Annotated in this window: 16 protein-coding genes and 1 tRNA gene; 13 read left to right on the forward strand and 4 right to left on the reverse strand. The window is 45.1% G+C overall.

Translation table 11 applies throughout. The features are described 5' to 3' along the window. Nucleotides 1–6 precede the first annotated feature (6 nt). From tilS to AC04Q4_RS17435, 5 genes are all read left to right on the forward strand, one after another. The gene (gene tilS, locus AC04Q4_RS17415) at nucleotides 7–1449 is read left to right on the forward strand and encodes a tRNA lysidine(34) synthetase TilS (protein WP_173756015.1); all 1443 of its coding nucleotides are present in this window, start codon (nucleotides 7–9) and stop codon (nucleotides 1447–1449) included. Then, a complete protein-coding gene (gene hpt / locus AC04Q4_RS17420) occupies nucleotides 1446–1973 on the forward strand; it encodes a hypoxanthine phosphoribosyltransferase (protein ID WP_173737514.1) in 528 nt (175 codons plus the stop codon). Before tilS ends, hpt begins: the two co-directional genes overlap by 4 nt. Before the next feature lie 16 nt (nucleotides 1974–1989). Then, nucleotides 1990–3837 (forward strand): ATP-dependent zinc metalloprotease FtsH, encoded by a 1848-nt coding sequence (ftsH, locus tag AC04Q4_RS17425; RefSeq protein WP_476389386.1) that lies wholly within the window; start codon nucleotides 1990–1992, stop codon nucleotides 3835–3837. A 297-nt stretch (nucleotides 3838–4134) separates the two neighbouring features. Then, nucleotides 4135–6252 (forward strand): alpha amylase N-terminal ig-like domain-containing protein, encoded by a 2118-nt coding sequence (locus tag AC04Q4_RS17430; protein ID WP_476389387.1) that lies wholly within the window; start codon nucleotides 4135–4137, stop codon nucleotides 6250–6252. Nucleotides 6253–6323: 71 nt separating this feature from the next. After that, nucleotides 6324–6683, forward strand: a complete 360-nt coding sequence (locus AC04Q4_RS17435) for an Hpt domain-containing protein (protein ID WP_173737516.1) — start codon at nucleotides 6324–6326, stop codon at nucleotides 6681–6683. 162 nt (nucleotides 6684–6845) lie between these two features. Here the strand turns inward: AC04Q4_RS17435 and AC04Q4_RS17440 are convergent, their stop codons facing one another. Together AC04Q4_RS17440 and AC04Q4_RS17445 are read right to left on the reverse strand one after the other, a co-directional pair. Next, nucleotides 6846–7157, reverse strand: coding sequence for an ArsR/SmtB family transcription factor (locus AC04Q4_RS17440; RefSeq protein WP_021976406.1), 312 nt, complete (start codon nucleotides 7155–7157; stop codon nucleotides 6846–6848). 61 nt (nucleotides 7158–7218) lie between these two features. Beyond that, nucleotides 7219–10110, reverse strand: coding sequence for a heavy metal translocating P-type ATPase (locus AC04Q4_RS17445; protein WP_476389388.1), 2892 nt, complete (start codon nucleotides 10108–10110; stop codon nucleotides 7219–7221). Nucleotides 10111–10347: 237 nt separating this feature from the next. Between AC04Q4_RS17445 and AC04Q4_RS17450 the strand changes: the two genes are divergently transcribed. The 3 genes from AC04Q4_RS17450 (at nucleotide 10348) to AC04Q4_RS17460 (ending at nucleotide 14004) form a co-directional block, all read left to right on the forward strand. Further along, a complete protein-coding gene (locus AC04Q4_RS17450) occupies nucleotides 10348–11103 on the forward strand; it encodes a 5-oxoprolinase subunit PxpA (protein WP_476389389.1) in 756 nt (251 codons plus the stop codon). Between the two features lie 148 nt (nucleotides 11104–11251). Further along, nucleotides 11252–12586 (forward strand): cation:dicarboxylate symporter family transporter, encoded by a 1335-nt coding sequence (locus AC04Q4_RS17455; RefSeq protein ID WP_476389390.1) that lies wholly within the window; start codon nucleotides 11252–11254, stop codon nucleotides 12584–12586. A 236-nt stretch (nucleotides 12587–12822) separates the two neighbouring features. Further along, on the forward strand, nucleotides 12823–14004 hold the full coding sequence (locus AC04Q4_RS17460) for a pyridoxal phosphate-dependent aminotransferase (protein ID WP_118062158.1): 1182 nt from the start codon (nucleotides 12823–12825) through the stop codon (nucleotides 14002–14004). Between the two features lie 126 nt (nucleotides 14005–14130). On the opposite strand, the gene AC04Q4_RS17465 is transcribed toward AC04Q4_RS17460, so the two are convergent. Continuing rightward, the gene (locus tag AC04Q4_RS17465; RefSeq protein ID WP_173737520.1) at nucleotides 14131–15054 is read right to left on the reverse strand and encodes a LysR family transcriptional regulator; all 924 of its coding nucleotides are present in this window, start codon (nucleotides 15052–15054) and stop codon (nucleotides 14131–14133) included. 189 nt (nucleotides 15055–15243) lie between these two features. Between AC04Q4_RS17465 and AC04Q4_RS17470 the strand changes: the two genes are divergently transcribed. The 4 genes from AC04Q4_RS17470 (at nucleotide 15244) to AC04Q4_RS17485 (ending at nucleotide 18741) form a co-directional block, all read left to right on the forward strand. Beyond that, complete coding sequence (locus tag AC04Q4_RS17470; protein WP_173737521.1) at nucleotides 15244–15927, forward strand: RraA family protein; 684 nt, start codon at nucleotides 15244–15246, stop codon at nucleotides 15925–15927. Between the two features lie 82 nt (nucleotides 15928–16009). Continuing rightward, the gene (pxpB, locus tag AC04Q4_RS17475) at nucleotides 16010–16744 is read left to right on the forward strand and encodes a 5-oxoprolinase subunit PxpB (protein ID WP_119240830.1); all 735 of its coding nucleotides are present in this window, start codon (nucleotides 16010–16012) and stop codon (nucleotides 16742–16744) included. Between the two features lie 17 nt (nucleotides 16745–16761). Next, nucleotides 16762–17712 (forward strand): 5-oxoprolinase subunit C family protein, encoded by a 951-nt coding sequence (locus AC04Q4_RS17480; RefSeq protein ID WP_173737522.1) that lies wholly within the window; start codon nucleotides 16762–16764, stop codon nucleotides 17710–17712. 63 nt (nucleotides 17713–17775) lie between these two features. Continuing rightward, the gene (locus AC04Q4_RS17485; protein ID WP_119240832.1) at nucleotides 17776–18741 is read left to right on the forward strand and encodes a D-2-hydroxyacid dehydrogenase; all 966 of its coding nucleotides are present in this window, start codon (nucleotides 17776–17778) and stop codon (nucleotides 18739–18741) included. 372 nt (nucleotides 18742–19113) lie between these two features. Here the strand turns inward: AC04Q4_RS17485 and AC04Q4_RS17490 are convergent. Further along, nucleotides 19114–19195: transfer RNA gene (locus AC04Q4_RS17490), tRNA-Tyr, on the reverse strand. Nucleotides 19196–19389: 194 nt separating this feature from the next. Between AC04Q4_RS17490 and fba the strand changes: the two genes are divergently transcribed. Next, on the forward strand, nucleotides 19390–20253 hold the full coding sequence (fba, locus tag AC04Q4_RS17495) for a class II fructose-1,6-bisphosphate aldolase (RefSeq protein WP_015527136.1): 864 nt from the start codon (nucleotides 19390–19392) through the stop codon (nucleotides 20251–20253). The last annotated feature ends 259 nt before the right edge of the window (nucleotides 20254–20512 follow it).

The raw sequence follows: 20512 nt of genomic DNA on the forward strand, positions 1-20512 counted from the left end.
GAAGAAATGATCGAACGTGTAAAGAAATATATCAGAGAAAATCATATGCTGAAGGCAGGGGATATGGTGGCAGCAGGAGTGTCCGGCGGTGCAGATTCCATTGCCATGCTCCATATCCTGAAGTGTATTCAGCATGATATGGGCTTCGAGCTGGAGGCTGTCCATATCCATCATGGAATCCGTGGTGAAGAGGCAGACAGAGACGAATCCATGGTGAGAAAAATCTGCGAAGAATGGGAGATCCCTTTTGAGGTGTATCACTATCCGGTTCCGGAGCTTGCGAAGGAATGGAAGCTTGGAGAGGAGGAAACCGGAAGGATCGTCCGGAAGCAGGCTTTTTTCAGGGAGAGAGAAAGAATGGGGTTTCCGGAACAGAAGACGGAAGACCAGCCGCAGTTTCTTGTGGCACTGGCCCACAACCGCAATGATCTGGCAGAAACCATGCTCCATCACCTGGCCAGAGGAACAGGTCTTCGCGGTCTCGCGGGAATCCGTCCCTGCGGTGATGGGATCATCCGTCCGGTTTTATGTTTAGAACGCCGGGAAATTGTCAATTATCTGAAAGAGAAGGGGATTTCATATATCACGGACAGCACCAATCTGTCGGATGAATACACCAGAAACAGGATCCGCCATCATGTTTTGCCTGCCATGGAGAAGGAAATCAATCCAAGAGCAGTGGAACATATGGCAGAAACAGCCAGGATGCTGGCAGCGGCAGACCATTATCTTTTGGAAAAAGGCAGCCGGCTTTTATCCGGATGTGAAAGAAAAGACGGATATCTTTTTGAGGGGGAGTTTTTCAGGGAGGATCAGATCATTCAGGAGTATGCAGTATTGGAAGCCTTCGGAAAGCTGGCAGGAAAAAGAAAAGATTTTACTGCCCTTCATGTGGAACAGGTGCTGTCTGTTTCAGAGAAAGGAATCGGCCGTTATATAAGGCTCCCGCAGAATCTTTATGCAGTCCGGCAGTACGAAGGTGTCCATCTGGGAAAGACAGTTCCGCGGAAAGCCCCGGAGAGTACAGAATCCCTTGTAAAAAGAGAGAAATATCCTGCAGAAGATTTCTGGGAAATTCCGGTACCTGGAAGTCTGGAATGCCCGTTTGGCATCTTCGAAGCAAAAATTTTTTCCTATAAGAAACAGAAGATTGAAGAAAAAAAGTGTACGAAATGGTTTGATTATGATAAAATAAAAAATAGTCCATGCGTTAGAACCAGAAGACAGGGTGATTTCCTTGTTGTGAACCGTGAGGGTGGCAGGAAGAAACTGAACCGGATCTTTATTGATGAGAAGATCCCGGCAAGCTTAAGAGATAAGATTCCTGTTGTTGCAGCAGGCAGCGAGATTCTCTGGATCCCGGGAGGACGGATGAACGAACAGTATAAGATCACTTCCACTACAGGGAGAGTGTTGGAATTACATTACCAAGGAGGAGTTTTAGCATGAGCGAAAAAATCAGAGTTTTACTCAGTGAAGCAGAGGTAGATGCCCGTATCCAGGAAGTTGCAGATGTGATCAACAAAGATTATGAAGGCAAGGAAGTACACATGATCTGTGTACTGAAGGGCGGCGTTTTCTTTATGTGTGAGCTTGCCAAGAGGATCACACGCCCGGTAACTCTGGATTTCATGTCTGTATCCAGCTATGGCGATGACACGAAATCAAGCGGAGTTGTAAAGATCGTCAAGGATCTTGACCAGCCGCTGGAAGGCAGGGATGTTCTGATCGTGGAGGATATCATTGACTCCGGAAGAACATTAAGTTATCTGCTGCGTATCTTAAAGGGCAGACACCCGGCCAGTATTAAACTCTGTACACTTCTTGACAAGCCGGAGAGACGTGTGACAGATGTAGAGGTAGATTACTGCTGCTTCAACATTCCGGATGAGTTTGTAGTTGGTTATGGACTTGATTATGCCCAGAAATACAGAAACCTTCCTTACATCGGAGTAGTGGAGCTGGAGGACTGAAAGGAGATTTAACCAAGTGAGCAAGCATTCAGGTAAGATAGGCCTGTACTTTCTGCTTATTGTGGCGCTGATCGCAGGATATCTGTATCTCAATGACCAGGTATCGACCCAGGGAAGCTACACAATGGGACAGCTGGAGAAGGCCCTGGAAGAAGACAAGGTGACGGATGCTGTGATCCATCAGAACAGAGAAGTGCCCACCGGTTATGTAACAGCAAACATTGTTTCAGACGGTCAGAAGACAGTCTATGTAACCGATGTAAAAGAAGCAGAGGAACTTCTTGAGAAATATGACATTGATCCAACCATCCGCAATGTACCAAGAGACAGTTCTATGATCGGAACTGTTCTTCCGGTCGTACTGACAGGAGCTATCCTCATCTTTTTCTTTATGATGATGAACCGTCAGATGTCCGGTGGCGGCGGAAGCAATGCGAAGATGATGAATTTCGGAAAAAGCAGAGCCAGAATGTCTTCCCCTGACGATAAGAAAGTAACATTCAAGGATGTTGCAGGTTTCCAGGAGGAGAAAGAGGATCTGGAGGAGGTAGTTGACTTCCTGAAATCTCCGCAGAAATATACAAAAGTCGGAGCCAGAATCCCGAAAGGAGTAATTCTTGTGGGCCCTCCGGGAACCGGTAAGACCCTTCTGGCAAAAGCTGTTGCAGGAGAAGCAGGCGTACCGTTTTTTTCTATTTCCGGATCGGATTTTGTGGAGATGTTTGTCGGTGTCGGTGCTTCCCGTGTAAGAGATCTTTTTGAGGAAGGCAAACGTCATGCACCGTGTATCATCTTTATCGATGAGATCGATGCAGTTGCCCGCCAGAGAGGAACCGGTATGGGCGGTGGACACGATGAGAGAGAGCAGACACTGAACCAGCTTCTTGTTGAGATGGATGGTTTTGGTGTAAATGAAGGAATTATCGTAATGGCAGCGACCAACCGTGTGGATATCCTGGATCCGGCAATTCTCCGTCCTGGACGGTTTGACCGTAAAGTAGGTGTTGGCCGTCCGGATGTCAAGGGAAGAGAAGAGATTCTGATGGTACATGCCAAGGATAAACCGCTGGGAGATGATGTGAATCTTCGTCAGATCGCCCAGACAACTGCAGGATTTACAGGTGCTGACCTTGAGAACCTTCTCAATGAGGCAGCTATTGACGCAGCTAAGGAGAGCCGCCCGTATATCATGCAGAAAGATATCAAGGCAGCATTCATTAAAGTTGGAATCGGAGCAGAGAAGAAGAGCAAGGTGATTTCTGACAAGGAGAAGAAGATCACAGCGTACCACGAAGCAGGACACGCGATTCTTTTCCATGTTCTTCCTCATATGGATCCGGTTTATACCATTTCGATCATCCCGACAGGTATGGGAGCAGCAGGATACACCATGCCGCTGCCGGATAATGATGAGATGTTCAACACAAAGAATAAGATGCTGGAGGATATCACCACACTTCTAGGAGGACGTGTGGCTGAGGAGATCATTTTCGGTGATATCACAACAGGTGCTTCCAATGACATCAAGCGAGCAACAGAGACCGCACGCTCCATGGTCATGAAATATGGTATGTCTGAGAAAATCGGTCTGATTGCCTATGGAAATGACGATGATGAGGTATTTATCGGCCGTGACCTGGCGCATACAAGAGGCTACAGCGAAGAAGTAGCAAGAGAGATCGATGCTGAGATATCCCGTATTATCAGCGAGTGCCACGAGAAAGCTGAGAGCATTATCCGTGAGCACATGGATGTTCTTCATGGCTGTGCAGCCCTTCTTCTTGAGAAGGAAAAAGTACATCGTGAGGAGTTTGAAGCACTTTTTACAACAGAAAAAAATGGGGTTGCAGAAATTAACGAATAAAATGCACAAAAAAACATATTGAATTTTGTGAACTTTGTGCACACTTTTTGATGGACGCATGGTACTATATATACCGTAAAAACCCCCCAATACATTATATAGTTTTTGCTACACCCCATAAGAAGAAATACCTTCTCCAAAAAAGGCAGCCTAACCAGCTGTCTTTTTTACTGTAAAAAAATATAAAAAGATATGAATGGGAAGATAAGAAAAACAAAGGCAGGAATGCTTGCAGGATATAAAAAATTACGCTAATATACTAAATATGAGTGCTAAAAACGGAGCGAGGAAAATAGAATGTTACATGAAAGCATGGAGACTACAAAAAAAATGCAGTATATACTCAATATGAGTCCGGTATTAAATAAAGACGCAATGTTCAGTGACGGAACCGAATATTACCGGACACCGGTGGAGCCTGATGTGGGCGATACGGTTACGATCCGTTTCAGGACACAGCGTAATAATGTGGACAATGTCTGTCTTGTGCATGACGGAGAATATCTGGAAATGAAACGTGAGAAGACATCGGGAAGCTTTGATTACTATACTGCACAGGTTGTAATGGGAACCGATATCCTGCGGTATTATTTTGAGATCCATTCAGGTCTTGTTACCTGTTATTATGATACCAATGGTGTCAGTACCAGACATGAAGAACGGACTGAGTTTGAGATCTATCCGGATTATCATGTGCCGGAGTGGCTGAAAGGTGCGGTAATGTACCAGATCTATGTAGATCGGTTTTATAACGGAGATCCTTTTAATGATGTGGAGACAGCAGAATACTCTTATATTGGAGATATTTCTGTGAAAGTAGATGACTGGGAAAAAATACCTGCAGTAATGGGGGTCAGGGAATTTTACGGCGGTGATCTCCAGGGCGTGATGGATAAGCTTGATTATCTGCAGCAGCTGGGCGTGGACGTGATCTATCTGAATCCGGTTTTTGTTTCACCCAGCAATCATAAATATGACTGCCAGGATTATGACCATATCGATCCCCATATCGGGAAGATCGTGGAGGACTGTGACGGCCTTTTAAGCCCGGGAGACAGGGATAACAGCCATGCGGCCAAGTATATCTGCCGTGTGACGGATAAACGCAACCTGGAGGCCAGCAACAAGCTGTTTCAGGAGCTTGTGGAGGAAATCCACAGGAGAGGAATGAAAGTGATCCTGGATGGTGTGTTCAACCACTGCGGATCCTTCAATAAATGGATGGACAGGGAGCGGATCTATGAAAATCAGGAAGGCTATGAGAAAGGTGCTTATGTTTCAGCAGACAGCCCTTACCGTTCTTTCTTTTGTTTCAAGAATCAGAATTTGTGGCCGTACAATCCTTCCTATGAGGGATGGTGGACCCATGATACTCTGCCCAAGCTGAATTACGAAGAGTCGGAGGAGCTTTGTAAAACAATTCTGGAAGTAGGAAAGAAGTGGGTTTCCCCGCCTTACAATGTAGATGGATGGAGACTGGATGTTGCAGCAGATCTGGGGCACAGCAATGAATTTAACCACCGTTTCTGGAAAGAGTTTCGCAAAGTAGTGCGGGAAGCGAATCCGGAAGCAGTGATCCTGGCTGAGCATTATGGAAATCCGGAGAGCTGGCTGCTTGGAGATGAGTGGGATACTGTGATGAACTACGATGCTTTTATGGAGCCTGTAACCTGGTTTCTAACCGGGATGGAGAAGCACAGTGATGAGTACAGAGAAGATCTCTACGGCAACAGTGAGGCCTTTATCGGGGCTATGAAGCATCACATGCGTTCCCTTCATATGGGAGCTCTTTACGGGGCTATGAATGAGCTTTCCAATCACGATCATTCCAGGTTCCTCACAAGAACGAACCATAGGGTAGGAAGACTTTCCTACGCAGGAGCTGAGGCAGCATCTGCAAACATCAATCCTGCGATCATGAGAGAGGCTGTTGTGATCCAGATGACCTGGCCTGGCGCGCCAACCGTATATTACGGAGACGAGGCTGGTGTCTGCGGATTTACAGATCCGGACAACCGGAGGACATACCCTTGGGGAAAAGAAGATCTTGAAATGCTTGATTTCCACAAGCGGATGATTTGTATACACAAGGCATATCCGCTCCTTTCAAAAGGATCCCTGGAATTTTTGTGGAATGATTATCAGGGCTTAAGCTATGGACGTTTTTCGGATGATGAGCAGATTATAGTGATCCTGAATAATCAGGAATATGAGAGGGACGTGCGTGTGACAGCCTGGAAAACAGGTGTAAGCCGTAAAGGTGCTGCAGCTTTCCAGAGAATCATGCTTTCCTCTAAAAACGGCTATACAGAAGAGGCAGAAGAATATATTGCAGAAGCAGGAATCCTTCAGGTACGAATGCCTGCATACGGAGTCATGGTGCTTTATCATGGAGCTAAAGATAAATATAAATAATACACAAGATCAGACAGCTGTCCTGGAAATAATGGCAGATATCTGATGGGCCGGAAAGGAGAAATTTAAAAATGACAATTGAACAGTGCTATAATGCCATCGAAAGCAATTACGAAGAGGTACTTGGACGTTTTGCAGGAAATAAGATGCTGGTTGAGAAATTTGCTCGGAAATTTCTGGACGATCCAAGCTATCAGTTACTGAAAGATGCTCTGGGAAAACAGGATTATGAAGAGGCATTCCGTGCAGCTCACACCTTAAAAGGTGTATGTGCAAATCTTGGTTTCACACAGCTTTTCAAAGTTTCAAGCGATATCACAGAGGAGCTGCGAAACGGAAATCCGGATGTGTCCAGGCTTCCGGAGCTGCTTGGAAAGGTAGCTGCTGAATATAAGAAAACAGTGGATGCAATCAACAGTGTAAATGAATGAAAATGACGTGGCCGAATCAGACTGACAGGCAGTTATTCGGTGCAGCAGTGTATCGTGAATATGAATAATAAAAAATCTGCCGGACACTTCCGTAATGGAATCCGGCAGATATAAAAAGCCGGTCTGGTAATTTCCCGGAAAAGGGAAAGCCAGACCGTTTTTTTATTCTTCTGTTACATGCTCTAGACCCTGATTCATGATGGTTGCCACATGGCTGTCTGCCAGGGAGTAAAAAATTGTTTTTCCGTCTCTGCGGAACTTGACCAGTGACATCTGCTTCAGTACACGGAGCTGATGGGAAATCGCACTCTGGGTCATGGAAAGTCTGTCTGCGATATCCTGGACGCAGAGCTCTTCAACAGAAAGTGCGTACAGGATGCGGATTCTTGTCGGGTCTCCGAAAACCTTAAAAAGATCCGCAAGTCTGTAGAGTGTATCATCGTTGATCGGGTAATCTATATGTGGTTTCTTCATTTGCGCATCCTCCAAAATATTAACTTCTATTGTAGCTGAAAAAACCGCACCGGTCAAATTTTTATTTTTTATACAGGATACGAATGGAATTCAGCACGCAGATCATGGCAACGCCGGTGTCCGCAAATACAGCCATCCACATGTTTGCGTGTCCTGCAAGACCAAGGATCATAACTGCGATCTTGATCACAAGAGCAAATACTACGTTCTGCCATGCAATGCGGTTGGTGTTCTTTGCAATGGAAACGGACTGAGGGATCGCATCTACGTTGGAATTCATAAATACGGCGTCAGCAGCTTCGATAGCGGCATCAGCACCGCTTCCCATAGCAGCTCCTACATCAGCACCTGCAAGTACAGGAGCATCGTTGATTCCGTCACCGACAAACATTACAGTTCCATGTTCCTGACGGATCTTCTTTAATGCGTTCAGCTTATCTTCAGGAAGAAGTTTTGCATAGATCTCGTCAATTCCGGCTTCTTTTCCAACAGCCTGAGCACTGTCCTCAGAGTCGCCGGTAAGCATAACTGTGTGAAGATTAAGTTTCTTGAGAGAAGCGATGGCATCTTTTGCATCTGGTTTGATGGTATCGGAAATTAACATATATCCGGCGAATTTTCCGTTTACAGCCATGAATACTTCAGATCCGTAAGCTGCTTCGTGAAGTTCTCCGATTGCAACACCGAATTTGTCCATCAGCTTGCGGTTTCCGCAGAGGACTTTGCCTTCTGGCATCTGGGCAGAAATTCCATGGCCGGAGATCTCTTCAAGGGAAAGGGGCTTTTCAAGGCTTATTCCGCGCTCTTTTGCGGCAGCTACGATACTGTTTGCGATTGGGTGAGTAGAGTTCTGTTCGCAGCCTGCGCACATGGCAAGAAGCTGCTCTTCACTGTATTCTCCGATTGTAACAACTTTCTGGAGCTGGAAGTTACCTTCTGTGATAGTACCTGTCTTATCCATAACGACTGCACCAAGGTGGCTTAATCCTTCAATAGAAAGGCCGCCTTTGAACAGGATTCCTTTTTTGGAACCAGCACCGATTCCTGAGAAGAAAGCAAGCGGGATACTAAGTACAAGAGCACATGGGCAGCTCATTACCAGGAAGGTGATCGCTGTGTAGATCCAGTAGTGCCAGTTCCCGGTTACAAGGGAAGGAATCAGTGCTGTTGCAACAGCGATTCCTACAACACAAGGGGTGTATACTTTTGCAAAACGTGTGATAAAACGGTCGATCTTCGGTTTGCTTGCTGCTGCATTTTCTACAGAATCCAGGATACGTGTTACCATGGATTCTCCGAGTGGTTTTTCCACACGGATCTTTAACTGACCGGAGGTATTTACACATCCGGAAGTGATCTCGTCACCTTCGTTTACAGCAACTGGTACAGGCTCACCTGTGATCGGTGATGTGTCGATGCGGCTGCTTCCCTCGATGATCACACCGTCAAGAGGAATACGGTCACCAGGACGAACCAGGAGAACATCTCCAACCTGAGCATCTTCAGATGGAATTACCTGAACATCATCGCCGGCAACAAGGTTTACAACTTCCGGACGGAGGTCAACTGCGTCCATGATCTGACCGCGGCTTCGCTCAACAGCTTTTTCTTCGAAAAGCTCGCCAATTCGGTAGAAGAGCATAACGCCTACGGCCTCAGCAGAATCATTGATAGCAAAAGCGGCAAGTGTTGCAATACTCATCAGGAAGTTTTCATCAAAAATCTGTCCGTGTGAGATGTTTTTGGCTGCTTTTACAACGATCACACCGCCAAGTGCAAGGTATGCGATCACGAATACCGGAAGAGTGGCGGTATCTGTAAATCCTTTATGTTCCATGATCTCACCGGCAACAAAAAGGATCGCACCGATGATAATGCAGATTGTATCGATCTTTTCTTTGGAAAAAGTTCTCTTTGTACTGGCTGCGTGAGTTTCGGATGTAGCTGCCTGTGCCTTTGGCCTCGGATCTTTTTCTTTTACTATAACTTCGGATTCGATGGAAGTACAGATCCTGCGGATCTGATCCAGGTAACGGTCCGGATTCTTTGCAGTTACACGAAGCTGCCTGGTTGCAAAAGTAATGGTAGCTTCGGAGATGCCGTCAAGGTCGGCAATCTGTTCTTCCATTTTTGAAGCACAGTGAGCGCAGCCCAAGTTCTCAAGAAGGTAGATCCTGGTTGTTACGTCAGCAGAAGCAGAAGGCTTCGGATTTCTCGGAACAACTTTAACTTCGGACTCAATAGAGGTGCAGATCTTACGGATCTGCGGAAGCAGAGCATCTGGATCTGCTGCATTGAGACGAAGCTGTTTGGTAGCGAAAGTGATGGTTGCACTTTCTACGCCGTCAAGATGCTGGATCTGTTCTTCCATCTTGGAAGCACAGTGAGCACAGCCAAGGTTCTCCAGGATGTAGACACGCTTCGCAGATGCTGTGCTGTGGGGGTGGTGATGGCCATGTTCGTGCTCATGATCCTCGCAGCCACAAGCGCAGTGCTCGTCGTGATGATGGTGATGATGGTCGTGTTCATGTTCATGCCCCTCACAGCCGCAGCCACAGTGATCGTCATGGTGATGATGGTGATGATGGTCGTGCTCATGTTCATGCCCCTCACAGCCGCAGCCACAGTGATCGTCATGGTGATGATGGTGATGATGGTCGTGCTCATGTTCATGCCCCTCACAGCCGCAGCCACAGTGATCGTCATGGTCATGATGATGATGTTCGTGCTCATGTTCATGATCCTCACAGCCGCAACCGCAGTGATCGTTGACATGTTCATGATGGTGATGATGTTCGTGTTCATGATCCTCACAGCCACAGCCGCAGTGCTCATCGTTGTGTTCATGGTGGTGATGTTCTTCATGCGCATGTTCTACATGGTCATGTACATCATGATGGTCGTGACCGCATCCGCAGGAATCTGAGGAAGTCTTCTCTAATATCTCTTTCATATGAATTCTCCTTGCTGATTATTTATATGAATATATGAATTAATGTTCATATGACTATTTAATCATATATAAAATCCTTTGTCAATAGATTTTCAAAAAACGGATCAGAAAAAAGTAAAATTTATTGCAAAAGAAATATAGAAATTATTAATATATTCTGAAAAAATATTCTATTTTATTATTTTTATTTAACATGTTATACTTTCAATAAGTAAAGAAAGAAAGGAAGGTAGCAACATGTACAGTATCGACTTAAACAGTGACATGGGTGAGAGCTTTGGCGCATATAAGCTTGGTGGAGATGAAGAGATCATCAAATATGTCACAACAGCAAATGTAGCATGTGGCTGGCATGCAGGCGATCCGATGGTAATGGATAAGGTAGTCCGCATGGCAAAGGAACGTGGCGTTATGGTTGGAGCCCATCCTGGATATCCTGATCTTCTTGGCTTTGGACGTAGAAAGATGGTTCTCTCTCATGATGAAGTTAAGAATTACGTCAGATATCAGATAGGAGCTCTGGCTGCTTTCACTAAGAGCTACGGAATGAAGCTTCAGCATGTCGCTCCTCATGGAGCAATGGGAAATGCCTGCCAGTATGACGAGGACATTTCCACAGCGATCTGCGAGGCAATCTGTGAGTATGACAAAGATCTGATCGTTTACTACTGTGCAGGAGCAGTTCTTGGTGATATTGCTGAGAACAAGGGACTTCGTACAGCATCTGAGATTTTTGCAGACCGTGCATACATGGATGATCTTTCTCTTGTACCGAGAAAGATGGAGGGGTCCATGATCACAGATGAGAACGTTGCCATCGAAAGATGCGTGAAGATGATCAAAGAAGGTAAAGTCACATCCATCAACGGAAAAGAGCTTGACATCAAAGGCGACACACTCTGTGTACACGGAGACGGACCGAAAGCACTTGCTTTTGTACAGAAGATCCGTGAGAAATTCACAGAAGAGGGTATTGAGATCAAACACTTATAAAAACTAAATAAAGTACATTCATATGAGAGATAGAATGCCGGATAAATCAAAGGAGATTTAAAACAAGGGATTACTGCGATGATTTGTCCGGCTCTTTTTATATGAAAATTTGTACTTTTTTAGGATAAGAAAGGAAAGGGTGGAAACTATGGCAAAAGAGAAAAAACAGAACAACATAGTAAGAAACATGATGATCGCTCTGGTCGGCGGTCTGGTCGTAGGACTCGGATTTATGCTTCTGAAGCAGCAGATGTCCGAGGGAACATGGAACGTGATTAATGCACTTCTGTTCCAGGATATTACAGCAGATCAGGGCTTTCATTCCATCGGTCTCTTCTACATTATCGGACAGCTGTTCATGAGAGGATTACAGATGGCAATCGTACCGCTGGTACTTGTATCCTTAAGTCTTGCAATGTGCAGTATCTCCAGCTCTTCCAAGCTGGGAAGAATCGCAGGACGTACACTTCTTGGATTCTTCTGCTTCTATGTAGTAGGCGCATGCATCGCAGGTATCGTTGCATTTGCAATGAAATCCGCAGGCTTCTTCAATGTTAAGCTTCCGGCAGAGGCAGTTACAGAGGCTGCAACACTGGATCAGTTTAACCCGCTTGCAACAATCGTAACAGCAGTTCCGTCCAACATCGGAACCGCATTCAGCAGCAACAACAGCATTCTTGCAGTTGTAGTAGTAGCTATCGTTCTCGGACTTTGCATGAATGCACTTGGTGACAAGGTGAATCCTCTGAAAAAAGTTCTTGAAAATTTCAGTGATATCATCAACCTGTATCTTACATTCCTGATCAACAAGGTTGGTCCTGTTGCAATCTTCTGTCTGATCTCCCGTACATTCGCTATCTACGGAGCAGAGTATCTGGCACCTGCAGCAGCTTACATTGTAGGCGCGATGCTGACACTGTTTGTACTTGTTGTTACTATTTATCCGATCGGTATCGGCCTTACAACAGGCTTAAGCCCGATGAAATTCCTTAAAAAGATCGCAAAGGTCGGTGTATTCGGATTCTCCACAAACTCTTCCGCAGCATGCCTTCCGCTGAACACCAGAACATGTATTGATGAGCTTGGGTGCTCTCAGGAGATCACAAGCTTTGTACTTCCTACAGGTATGACCATCAACATGAACGGAACAACAGTTATGCATATGTTTGCAGTAACCTTTATTGCAACAGCATCCGGAATTGACATCACACCTGCAAACCTGATCACAGTTGCATTCCTTTCCATCTGTGCAGCAATGGGCTGCCCGGCTATTCCGATCGCAGGCACAACTCTGATCGTAACCATCCTTTCCGGTATGGGCTGGACATCTGACCTTTGCATGATCGCATATGCACTTGTTGTAGCAATCAACCGTCCGGTTGAGATGGCACTTCTTCCGCTTAACGTAATCGGTGATGCAACAGTCAACGTTATCGTTAACAAGAAAGAGAGTGAGCTTGACGTAAACAAATATAACGCGTAAGTAAATATAAAAAGTCTTAATATTATACATACAAATTATTAAATTGACTTAATATTACTACGATGATACCATTTAAGCGTATAGTTGAGATATCAGCTATACGCTTAAATACTAAATGGACATGAATGCGCAGCTGTGCAGGTGATTTGCCCATCTGCACAGATACAGTCCGGAATTTCCAGAGTAAAAAAGCGGGACATCCGCAGAAAAATAAAAGGGTTCAGGAGGAAATGAATATGGAGTACAAGACAGCGAAAAGAATGGAATGCCTTCCGTTTTCCGGTATCCGTGCAGTAATGGAAAAAGCAAACAAAATGCAGCAGGCAGGAGAGAAGATCATTCACCTGGAGATCGGCCGTCCGGATTTTGATACACCGGAGAAAATCAAAAAGGCAGCAAACGAGAGCCTTGCAGCAGGACATGTATTTTACACATCCAATTACGGTATCCCGAAACTGAGAGAAGCTATTGCAAAATGGGAGAACGAGAACCATGGTACAGATTATGAAGCATCTGAAGTTCTTGTAACAGTAGGTGTTGGTGAGGCAACTTTCGCATCCATGGACGCTTTCCTGGATCCTGGCGATGAGATCCTTGTTCCTAACCCGGTATGGCTGAACTACATCCATGTTCCGTCAGCGCTTGGAGCAGTACCTGTAACATACAGCCTGAAAGAAGAGAACGATTATCAGATCGACTTTGAGGAGATGGAGTCAAAGATCACAGACAAGACTAAGATGATCGTTGTTGTAAACCCAAGCAACCCGACAGGTGGTGTTTTTTCCAGAGAGACACTTGAGAAATTAAGCGAGATCGCTATCAGACATGATCTTCTTGTGATCGCAGATGAGATCTACAGCCAGCTTGTATACGATGGAACAGAGCATGTAAGCATTGCATCTCTTCCGGGAATGAAAGAGCGTACCATCACATTAGGAGGATTTTCAAAAGCTTACTCCATGACAGGATGGAGACTTGGATATCTGTGTGCACCAGTTGGAATCATCCAGGCCTGCGTACGTGTTCATCAGTATACAGTTACCTGCGCATCTTCCTTTGTACAGGAAGCAGCGATCACAGCTTTAACTGATTGTGCAGATGATGTTGAGGCAATGAGAAAAGAGTATCAGAGAAGAAAAGATTATGTGGTAAAAGCGCTGAACGAGATCGATGGAATCAGCTGTAACAACCCACATGGTGCTTTTTATATCTTCGTAAATATTAAGAGCCTTGGAATGACTTCCATGGAGGTTGCCGAGTATCTTCTTGATAATGCAAAGATTGCCCTGGTACCTGGATCTGCATTCGGTTCCGAGGGAGAAGGATACTTAAGAATCTCTTATGCATGCAGCTATGAGGATCTTCAGGAAGCATGCGCGAGAATCAAAAAAGCAGTGGAAGAGCTGAAAAACAAATAATCAGATAAAAAAATATCCACCGCTTTTTGTGGCGAAAAGCGGTGGATGAATCATTCTGGTATATAATATAAGAAGAAATGGTAAAGCAGAGAATGTTCCTGTGACAGATTTATGCTTGCCGTTTTTTTATTTCTGACGTTCCCATACCTGACCGATGGGGAAAGAAGGAGTGGATTCTGCGAGGAAGTCTTCCAGCGCATTTTCGAAGAATTCCACAGCCCGTTTACTGGTGGATTTTGGATATTTATGTTTGATTTTATAGCAGACACGGTTTGGCGGTGTGTTTTTTAGCTCACTGATAAAAAGAGGCCGGTAATGAGAAAGCTCAAGGATCACAGACTGTGGTGCGACCATCCAGTTTCCCGTTTTTTTCCAGAGACGGTCCAAAAGCGTGATGGTATCTGCCGCAATGTGAGGCCTGGAAGCGGAGGAAAGCCAGCGGTCATGCCAGATCTGATAGTTGTCGTCCCAGCTTAAAAACAGCTCCAGGGATGGATCCAGCTCATCGGTATGTATTGCCGGAGCAGAAATGGCTGGCTGATCTGATTGTACCAGATAAAGCTTTTCTTCAAAGATTTTCTCTGTTATGATATTCTTGTAATGCAATTTATGGTAGACAAATCCGATATCAATGCTGTGTTCTCCAAGAAGTCCATAGAGCTCTGATGAGTGGTGGGATTCAATGTTCAGGTCCAGCTTGGTCTGCTCATTTAAAATCCTGTCATACAGAGGTGCGAAGACAGCAACATTCAGACTGTCTGTACAGCCGATAGTAAGCAGCAGGGAATCTTGGTTGCGCTGCAGTTCCATGGTTTCTTTCCAGAGGGACATCCATCGTTCCGCAAGAATGATGAAATCGGTTCCCTTGGCAGTCAGTTCCACCTGCTTGTGCCCCTTCTGGCGGATCACAAGGGGAAAGCCGAGTTCATTCTCCAGAGAAGTGAGCCTGTGGCTGACTGTAGGCTGGGAAAGAAAAAGAAGATCCGCTGTACGGGTGATGCTTTTTGTGTTTACGATGGTGAGAAAGGTTTCAATTTCAGCAAGATTCATATGATCAGCTCCTTTTCTTTGGTACAATCTATCAGGAATAAAGTAAGTTTCAAAACAATATAAAAATTATTTATATTATACAGAGAAATTATTCGTTATTCAATGGTAAACTTGTGTGATATGATAAATCCAGATAAAACAAGACACTGTTACCAAGTGATCAGTAATCAAAAGAAGAGAGGTTTTCATATGTCATTAGGATGTAGAATCAGACGAAACTTTGAAAGACCGTCAAAAGAATTAGTAGAAGCATTCCGTGGTATCCCGGTAGCAAATATTGATGATAACTGTGGCAGAATCGCTGCTGTAGATTCCAGCATTTTCCCACTGAACCCGAAGGCAAGACTTCTGGGAACAGCTTTCACAGTAAACGCACCGGCAGGAGATAACCTTCTGTTCCACAAAGCTCTGGATATGGCTCAGCCAGGAGACGTTATCGTTCTTGCAAACAAAGGAAGCATGAGCAGAGCACTTTGCGGTGAGATCATGAGCAATTATGCGAAATCCAGAGGAATCGCAGGAATCATTATCGACGGATGTGTTCGCGACAGCTACACATTAAGCCAGATGGATTTCCCGGTATATGCAAAAGGCATCACACCTAACGGACCATACAAGAACGGCCCGGGAGAGATGAACTTCCCGGTATCCTTCGCAGGAATCGTAATCAATCCTGGTGATATCATCGTCGGAGACTCTGATGGACTTCTGGCGATCAAGCCGGATGAGCATACAGCTGAGCTTGCTGAGATTGCAAGAAACTATCATGCAGGTGAGGAGAAACAGCTTGAGGGAATCCTGACACGTGGCGAGTGGCCGCGTCCATGGGTTGACGAAGCTCTTAAAAAAGTCGGATTTGAATTTGTAGACTAACCGAATAAAAGATACATGCAGGAAGGTCTGTCACCACGTATGACGGGCCTTTTTGTCAAATTAAGAACGGAGGTAAGCTTAAATGGATGTGAAGTTCCTGATTGCAGGAGACAGAGCAGTTTCCGTTGAATTCGGCAGCGTGATCAGTCTTGAGGTCAATGCAAAAGTCCGTGCGCTGGACGAAAAATTAAAAGAATCTCCTGTTGAAGGTATGGTGGAAACAGTTCCTACCTACTGTGCACTGATCGTGCATTACCGCCCGGAGGTGATCCGTTACGGAAAACTTGTAGAGGAACTGCAGAAGAGAATTGCAGACATGCACGAAGTTTCCACAACAACTGAGAAAGTCGTAAAAGAGATTCCGGTTTATTACGGCGGTGAGACAGGGCCGGATCTTGAGTACTGTGCAGAACTTGAGAATACCACTACGGAGGAGATCATCCGCAAGCATTCCCAGCATGAGTACTATGTATATATGCTTGGTTTTGCACCGGGACATCCGTATATGGCAAGATTTGAGGAGCCTTTCAGCTTTAAGAGAAGAACTTCTCCGAGAGTTAAGATTCCTGCAAGATCCATTGTAGTTCAGCTGGCACTGTCAGATTTTATTCCGTTTGAGCAGCCATGCGGATGGAATATCATCGGAAGTACACCGCTTGATATCTGTAATTTTGCAAAGGACGATCCGTTCCTTGTGCGTGCGGGTGACTGGGTAAAACATGTTCCCGTCACAAAAGCAGAATATGACCAGATCCGTAGAGATGTGGAAAATGGTACTTACAAAGTAAAAACCTACACACTGCAGGATAATGGCTGAGAACGGAGGGACATGATATGGGAATAACAGTTGAAAACGGAGGAATCCTGACAACCGTTCAGGATGAAGGAAGATTCGGAAACCAGGCATTTGGCGTATCTACCTCCGGAGCTATGGATCCTCATTCCTTCCATATTGCCAATCTGCTGGTTGGAAATGAGATGACAGAAGGTGCGCTGGAGATGACTTTCATCGGACCAACGCTTACTTTTACCAGTGATAATATTATTGCGGTGACAGGCGGTGACCTGACACCGATGCTGGACGGACAGCCTTTTCCGATGTACAGGGCAGTCCTTGTAAAAAAAGGCCAGAAGCTGATGTTTGCAGGTGCCAGAAACGGCAGCCGCGGATATATTGCTTTTGCAGGCGGACTGGATATTCCGCTTGTGATGGGAAGCAAGTCCACATTGCTTCGTAACCATATTGGCGGTGTTGAGGGAAGAAAGCTGGAAAAGGGTGACAGTATCGAATTTACAGCACCGAAGACAGAGCTTCCGAATATGGAGCTTCGCCATGTTCCGGCAGAGATCTTTCCGGATGATGAGGTTGTTCTCCGGGTTGTTCTTGGACCGCAGGAAAATGAATTTACAGAAGAGGGGGTCCGTAAATTCTTCTGGTACAGCGGCAAGATCACAAATGAATTTGACCGCATGGGATGCCGTATAGAGAGAGAGCCGGTTGAGCATGCTGGTGATGGTAATATCAATACAGACGGTATTTCCATGGGATCAGTTCAGGTCCCGTTAAACGGACAGCCGATCATCATGCTGGCTGACCGTCAGAGTACAGGCGGCTACCCGAAGATCGGTACTGTGATCACAGTTGATTTTACAAAGATCGCACAGGCACGTCCTGGACAGAAGATCCGCTTCGTCGAGGTAAGCCTTGATCTTGCACAGGATCTGTATATCCGCGAGCTTAATGATATGAAGGCTCTGGATGAAAAGTTGAATTCAGATTGCTGATCGATCTGAATTAAATAAATCATACATACCACAAAAATTTTTTTAAGAAAGGTGAGTACGAATATGAAGATTGTTGTATTGGATGGCTACACAGAGAACCCTGGAGATTTAAGCTGGGACGCATTAAAAGAGCTTGGAGATGTTACTGTTTATGACAGAACTTCCTACGAGGAGTCTCCACTGATCGCTGAGCGTATCGGTGATGCTGAGATCGTTATCATCAACAAGACTCCGATCTCCAAAGAGACAATTGACAAATGCCCGAATATGAAACTGATCGCTGTTCTGGCTACTGGCTACAATGTTGTTGATTATACTTATGCGAAAGAAAAAAATATCCCGGTTGTGAATGTTCCTACTTATGGTACACAGATCGTTGGTCAGTATGCTCTTGGACTTCTTCTTGAGATCTGCTCTCACTATGGTCATCATGATGAGACTGTTAAGGCTGGCAAATGGGAGAACAACGATGACTGGTGCTACTGGGATTATCCGATGATCGAGCTCTATGGAAAAACTGCCGGTATCATTGGCCTTGGAAGAATCGGACAGGCTACAGCCAAGCTTCTGAATGCTCTTGATATGAAGGTTCTTGCTTATGATGCTTACCAGAGTGAGGCTGGTGCAAAGCTTGCTGAGTATGTTTCCCTTGATGAGCTGTTTGCACAGTCTGATGTGATCTTCCTTCACTGCCCGCTTTTCCCGGAGACAGAGGGTATGATCAACAAAGAGAACATTGCAAAGATGAAAGACGGCGTTATCCTTATCAACAACAGCCGTGGACAGCTGGTAGTAGAGCAGGATCTTGCAGATGCGCTTAACAGCGGCAAAGTTTATGCAGCAGGACTTGACGTTGTATCCACAGAGCCGATCAAAGGAGATAACCCACTCCTCAAAGCCAAAAACTGCATCATCACCCCGCATATCTCCTGGGCTGCTCAGGCTTCCAGACAGAGAATCATGGATATCACAGTTGATAATATCAAGGCATTCCTGGCTGGTAATACGGTTAACAGAGTTAATAAATAATAGATTTTCTTCCTATATATGATGTGTGAAAAGAGTGGCTGGTTCTTCGGAGGCGGCCGCTTTTTTTGTTGTGGGGGAAACGAATGAACATACGTACGCTGTGAATGGGGCATCTGTGTGGACGGAGACGGTCGCAGGCGTCCTGTTCTGGGAAATGTGGTGTGTGGGAGTGTATCGGCATAGCGTATCACATCCTATACCGAAGCATACAGACACAAGTCAATAACATTACGTATACCACAGCTAAGCACTAATAAAAAAAGCCCAAGGGGTGTGCAGAGGGGACGCGGCTTTGCGTCCCCTTTGCGGTTTTCTTTTTTGAGCAAAAAAAATAGTTCCTACACTTCACAAAGTGTAAGAACTAAAATCTGATGGATGGAGAAGGATTCGAACCTTCGAAGGCGGTGCCAACAGATTTACAGTCTGCCCCCTTTGGCCACTCGGGAATCCATCCGTGAACAACAAAAATATTATATATAATAATTAATGAAATTGCAAGCTTTTTTTCAAAAAAAATAATAATTCTTACAGTATCAGCATTTTTGGTAAAACACTGGACTTACCAAAGGAAATCTGCTATTATGAGTACGGTTGGATATAAAGGACACGGTTTTTCCGTATCCTAATACAGGTTAGGAGGATTTTATCATGTTAGTAAACGCAACAGAAATGCTGAAAAAAGCAAAAGCAGGCCATTATGCAGTTGGTCAGTTCAACATCAACAACCTTGAGTGGACAAAAGCTATCCTTCAGACAGCTCAGGAGCTCAACTCTCCTGTAATCCTTGGTGTTTCCGAGGGTGCCGGTAAATACATGACAGGTTATAAGACTGTTGTAGGTATGGTTAACGGTATGATGGAAGAGCTGAACATCACTGTTCCGGTTGCTCTTCATCTTGACCACGGCAGCTATGATGGATGCCTGAAATGTGTTGAGGCTGGTTTCTCTTCCATTATGTTCGACGGATCTCATTATCCGATCGATGAGAACGTAGCTAAGACTAAAGAGCTGGTTAAGATCGTTGCTGAGCACAACATGTCTCTTGAGGCAGAGGTTGGTTCCATCGGTGGCGAGGAAGATGGTGTTGTTGGTATGGGCGAGTGCGCTGATCCTGAGGAGTGCAAGAGAGTTGCAGATCTCGGAATCAACTTCCTTGCAGCTGGTATCGGTAACATTCACGGAAAATATCCGGCTAACTGGCAGGGCTTAAGCTTTGAGACTCTGGATGCTATTCAGAAACTGACAGGAGATATGCCGCTTGTTCTTCACGGTGGTACAGGTATCCCGGCAGACATGATCAAGAAAGCGATCAGCCTTGGCGTTTCCAAGATCAATGTAAATACAGAGTGCCAGCTTGCATTTGCTGAAGCTACACGTAAATACATTGAAGAGGGTAAAGATCAGCAGGGTAAAGGATATGACCCACGTAAGCTTCTTGCACCTGGAGCAGAGGCGATCAAAGCTACTGTTAAAGAGAAAATGGAGCTTTTCGGATCTGTCAATAAAGCATGATGAATCGAAAATAATATATAAAGGAAATCGGAACAGGAGTGATCCTCTTCCGGTTTCTTTTTTTATGATAAAATATCAATATTTTCACTATATAAAAAAATGAACATGTTTCTTGATTTTTTTATATAGTGAAAATGACCTCCCCGATTTACAATAACATCAAGTTGATCGAGAAGCAAATTTAAAGCTTATCGGTCAGGGATATGCAAATGGGGCGTTATAAGCATATCCGGGGAACGAACTGAATATCATTTAAGGT

The sequence above is a fragment of the Blautia sp. HA8986 genome, from assembly GCF_056504635.1.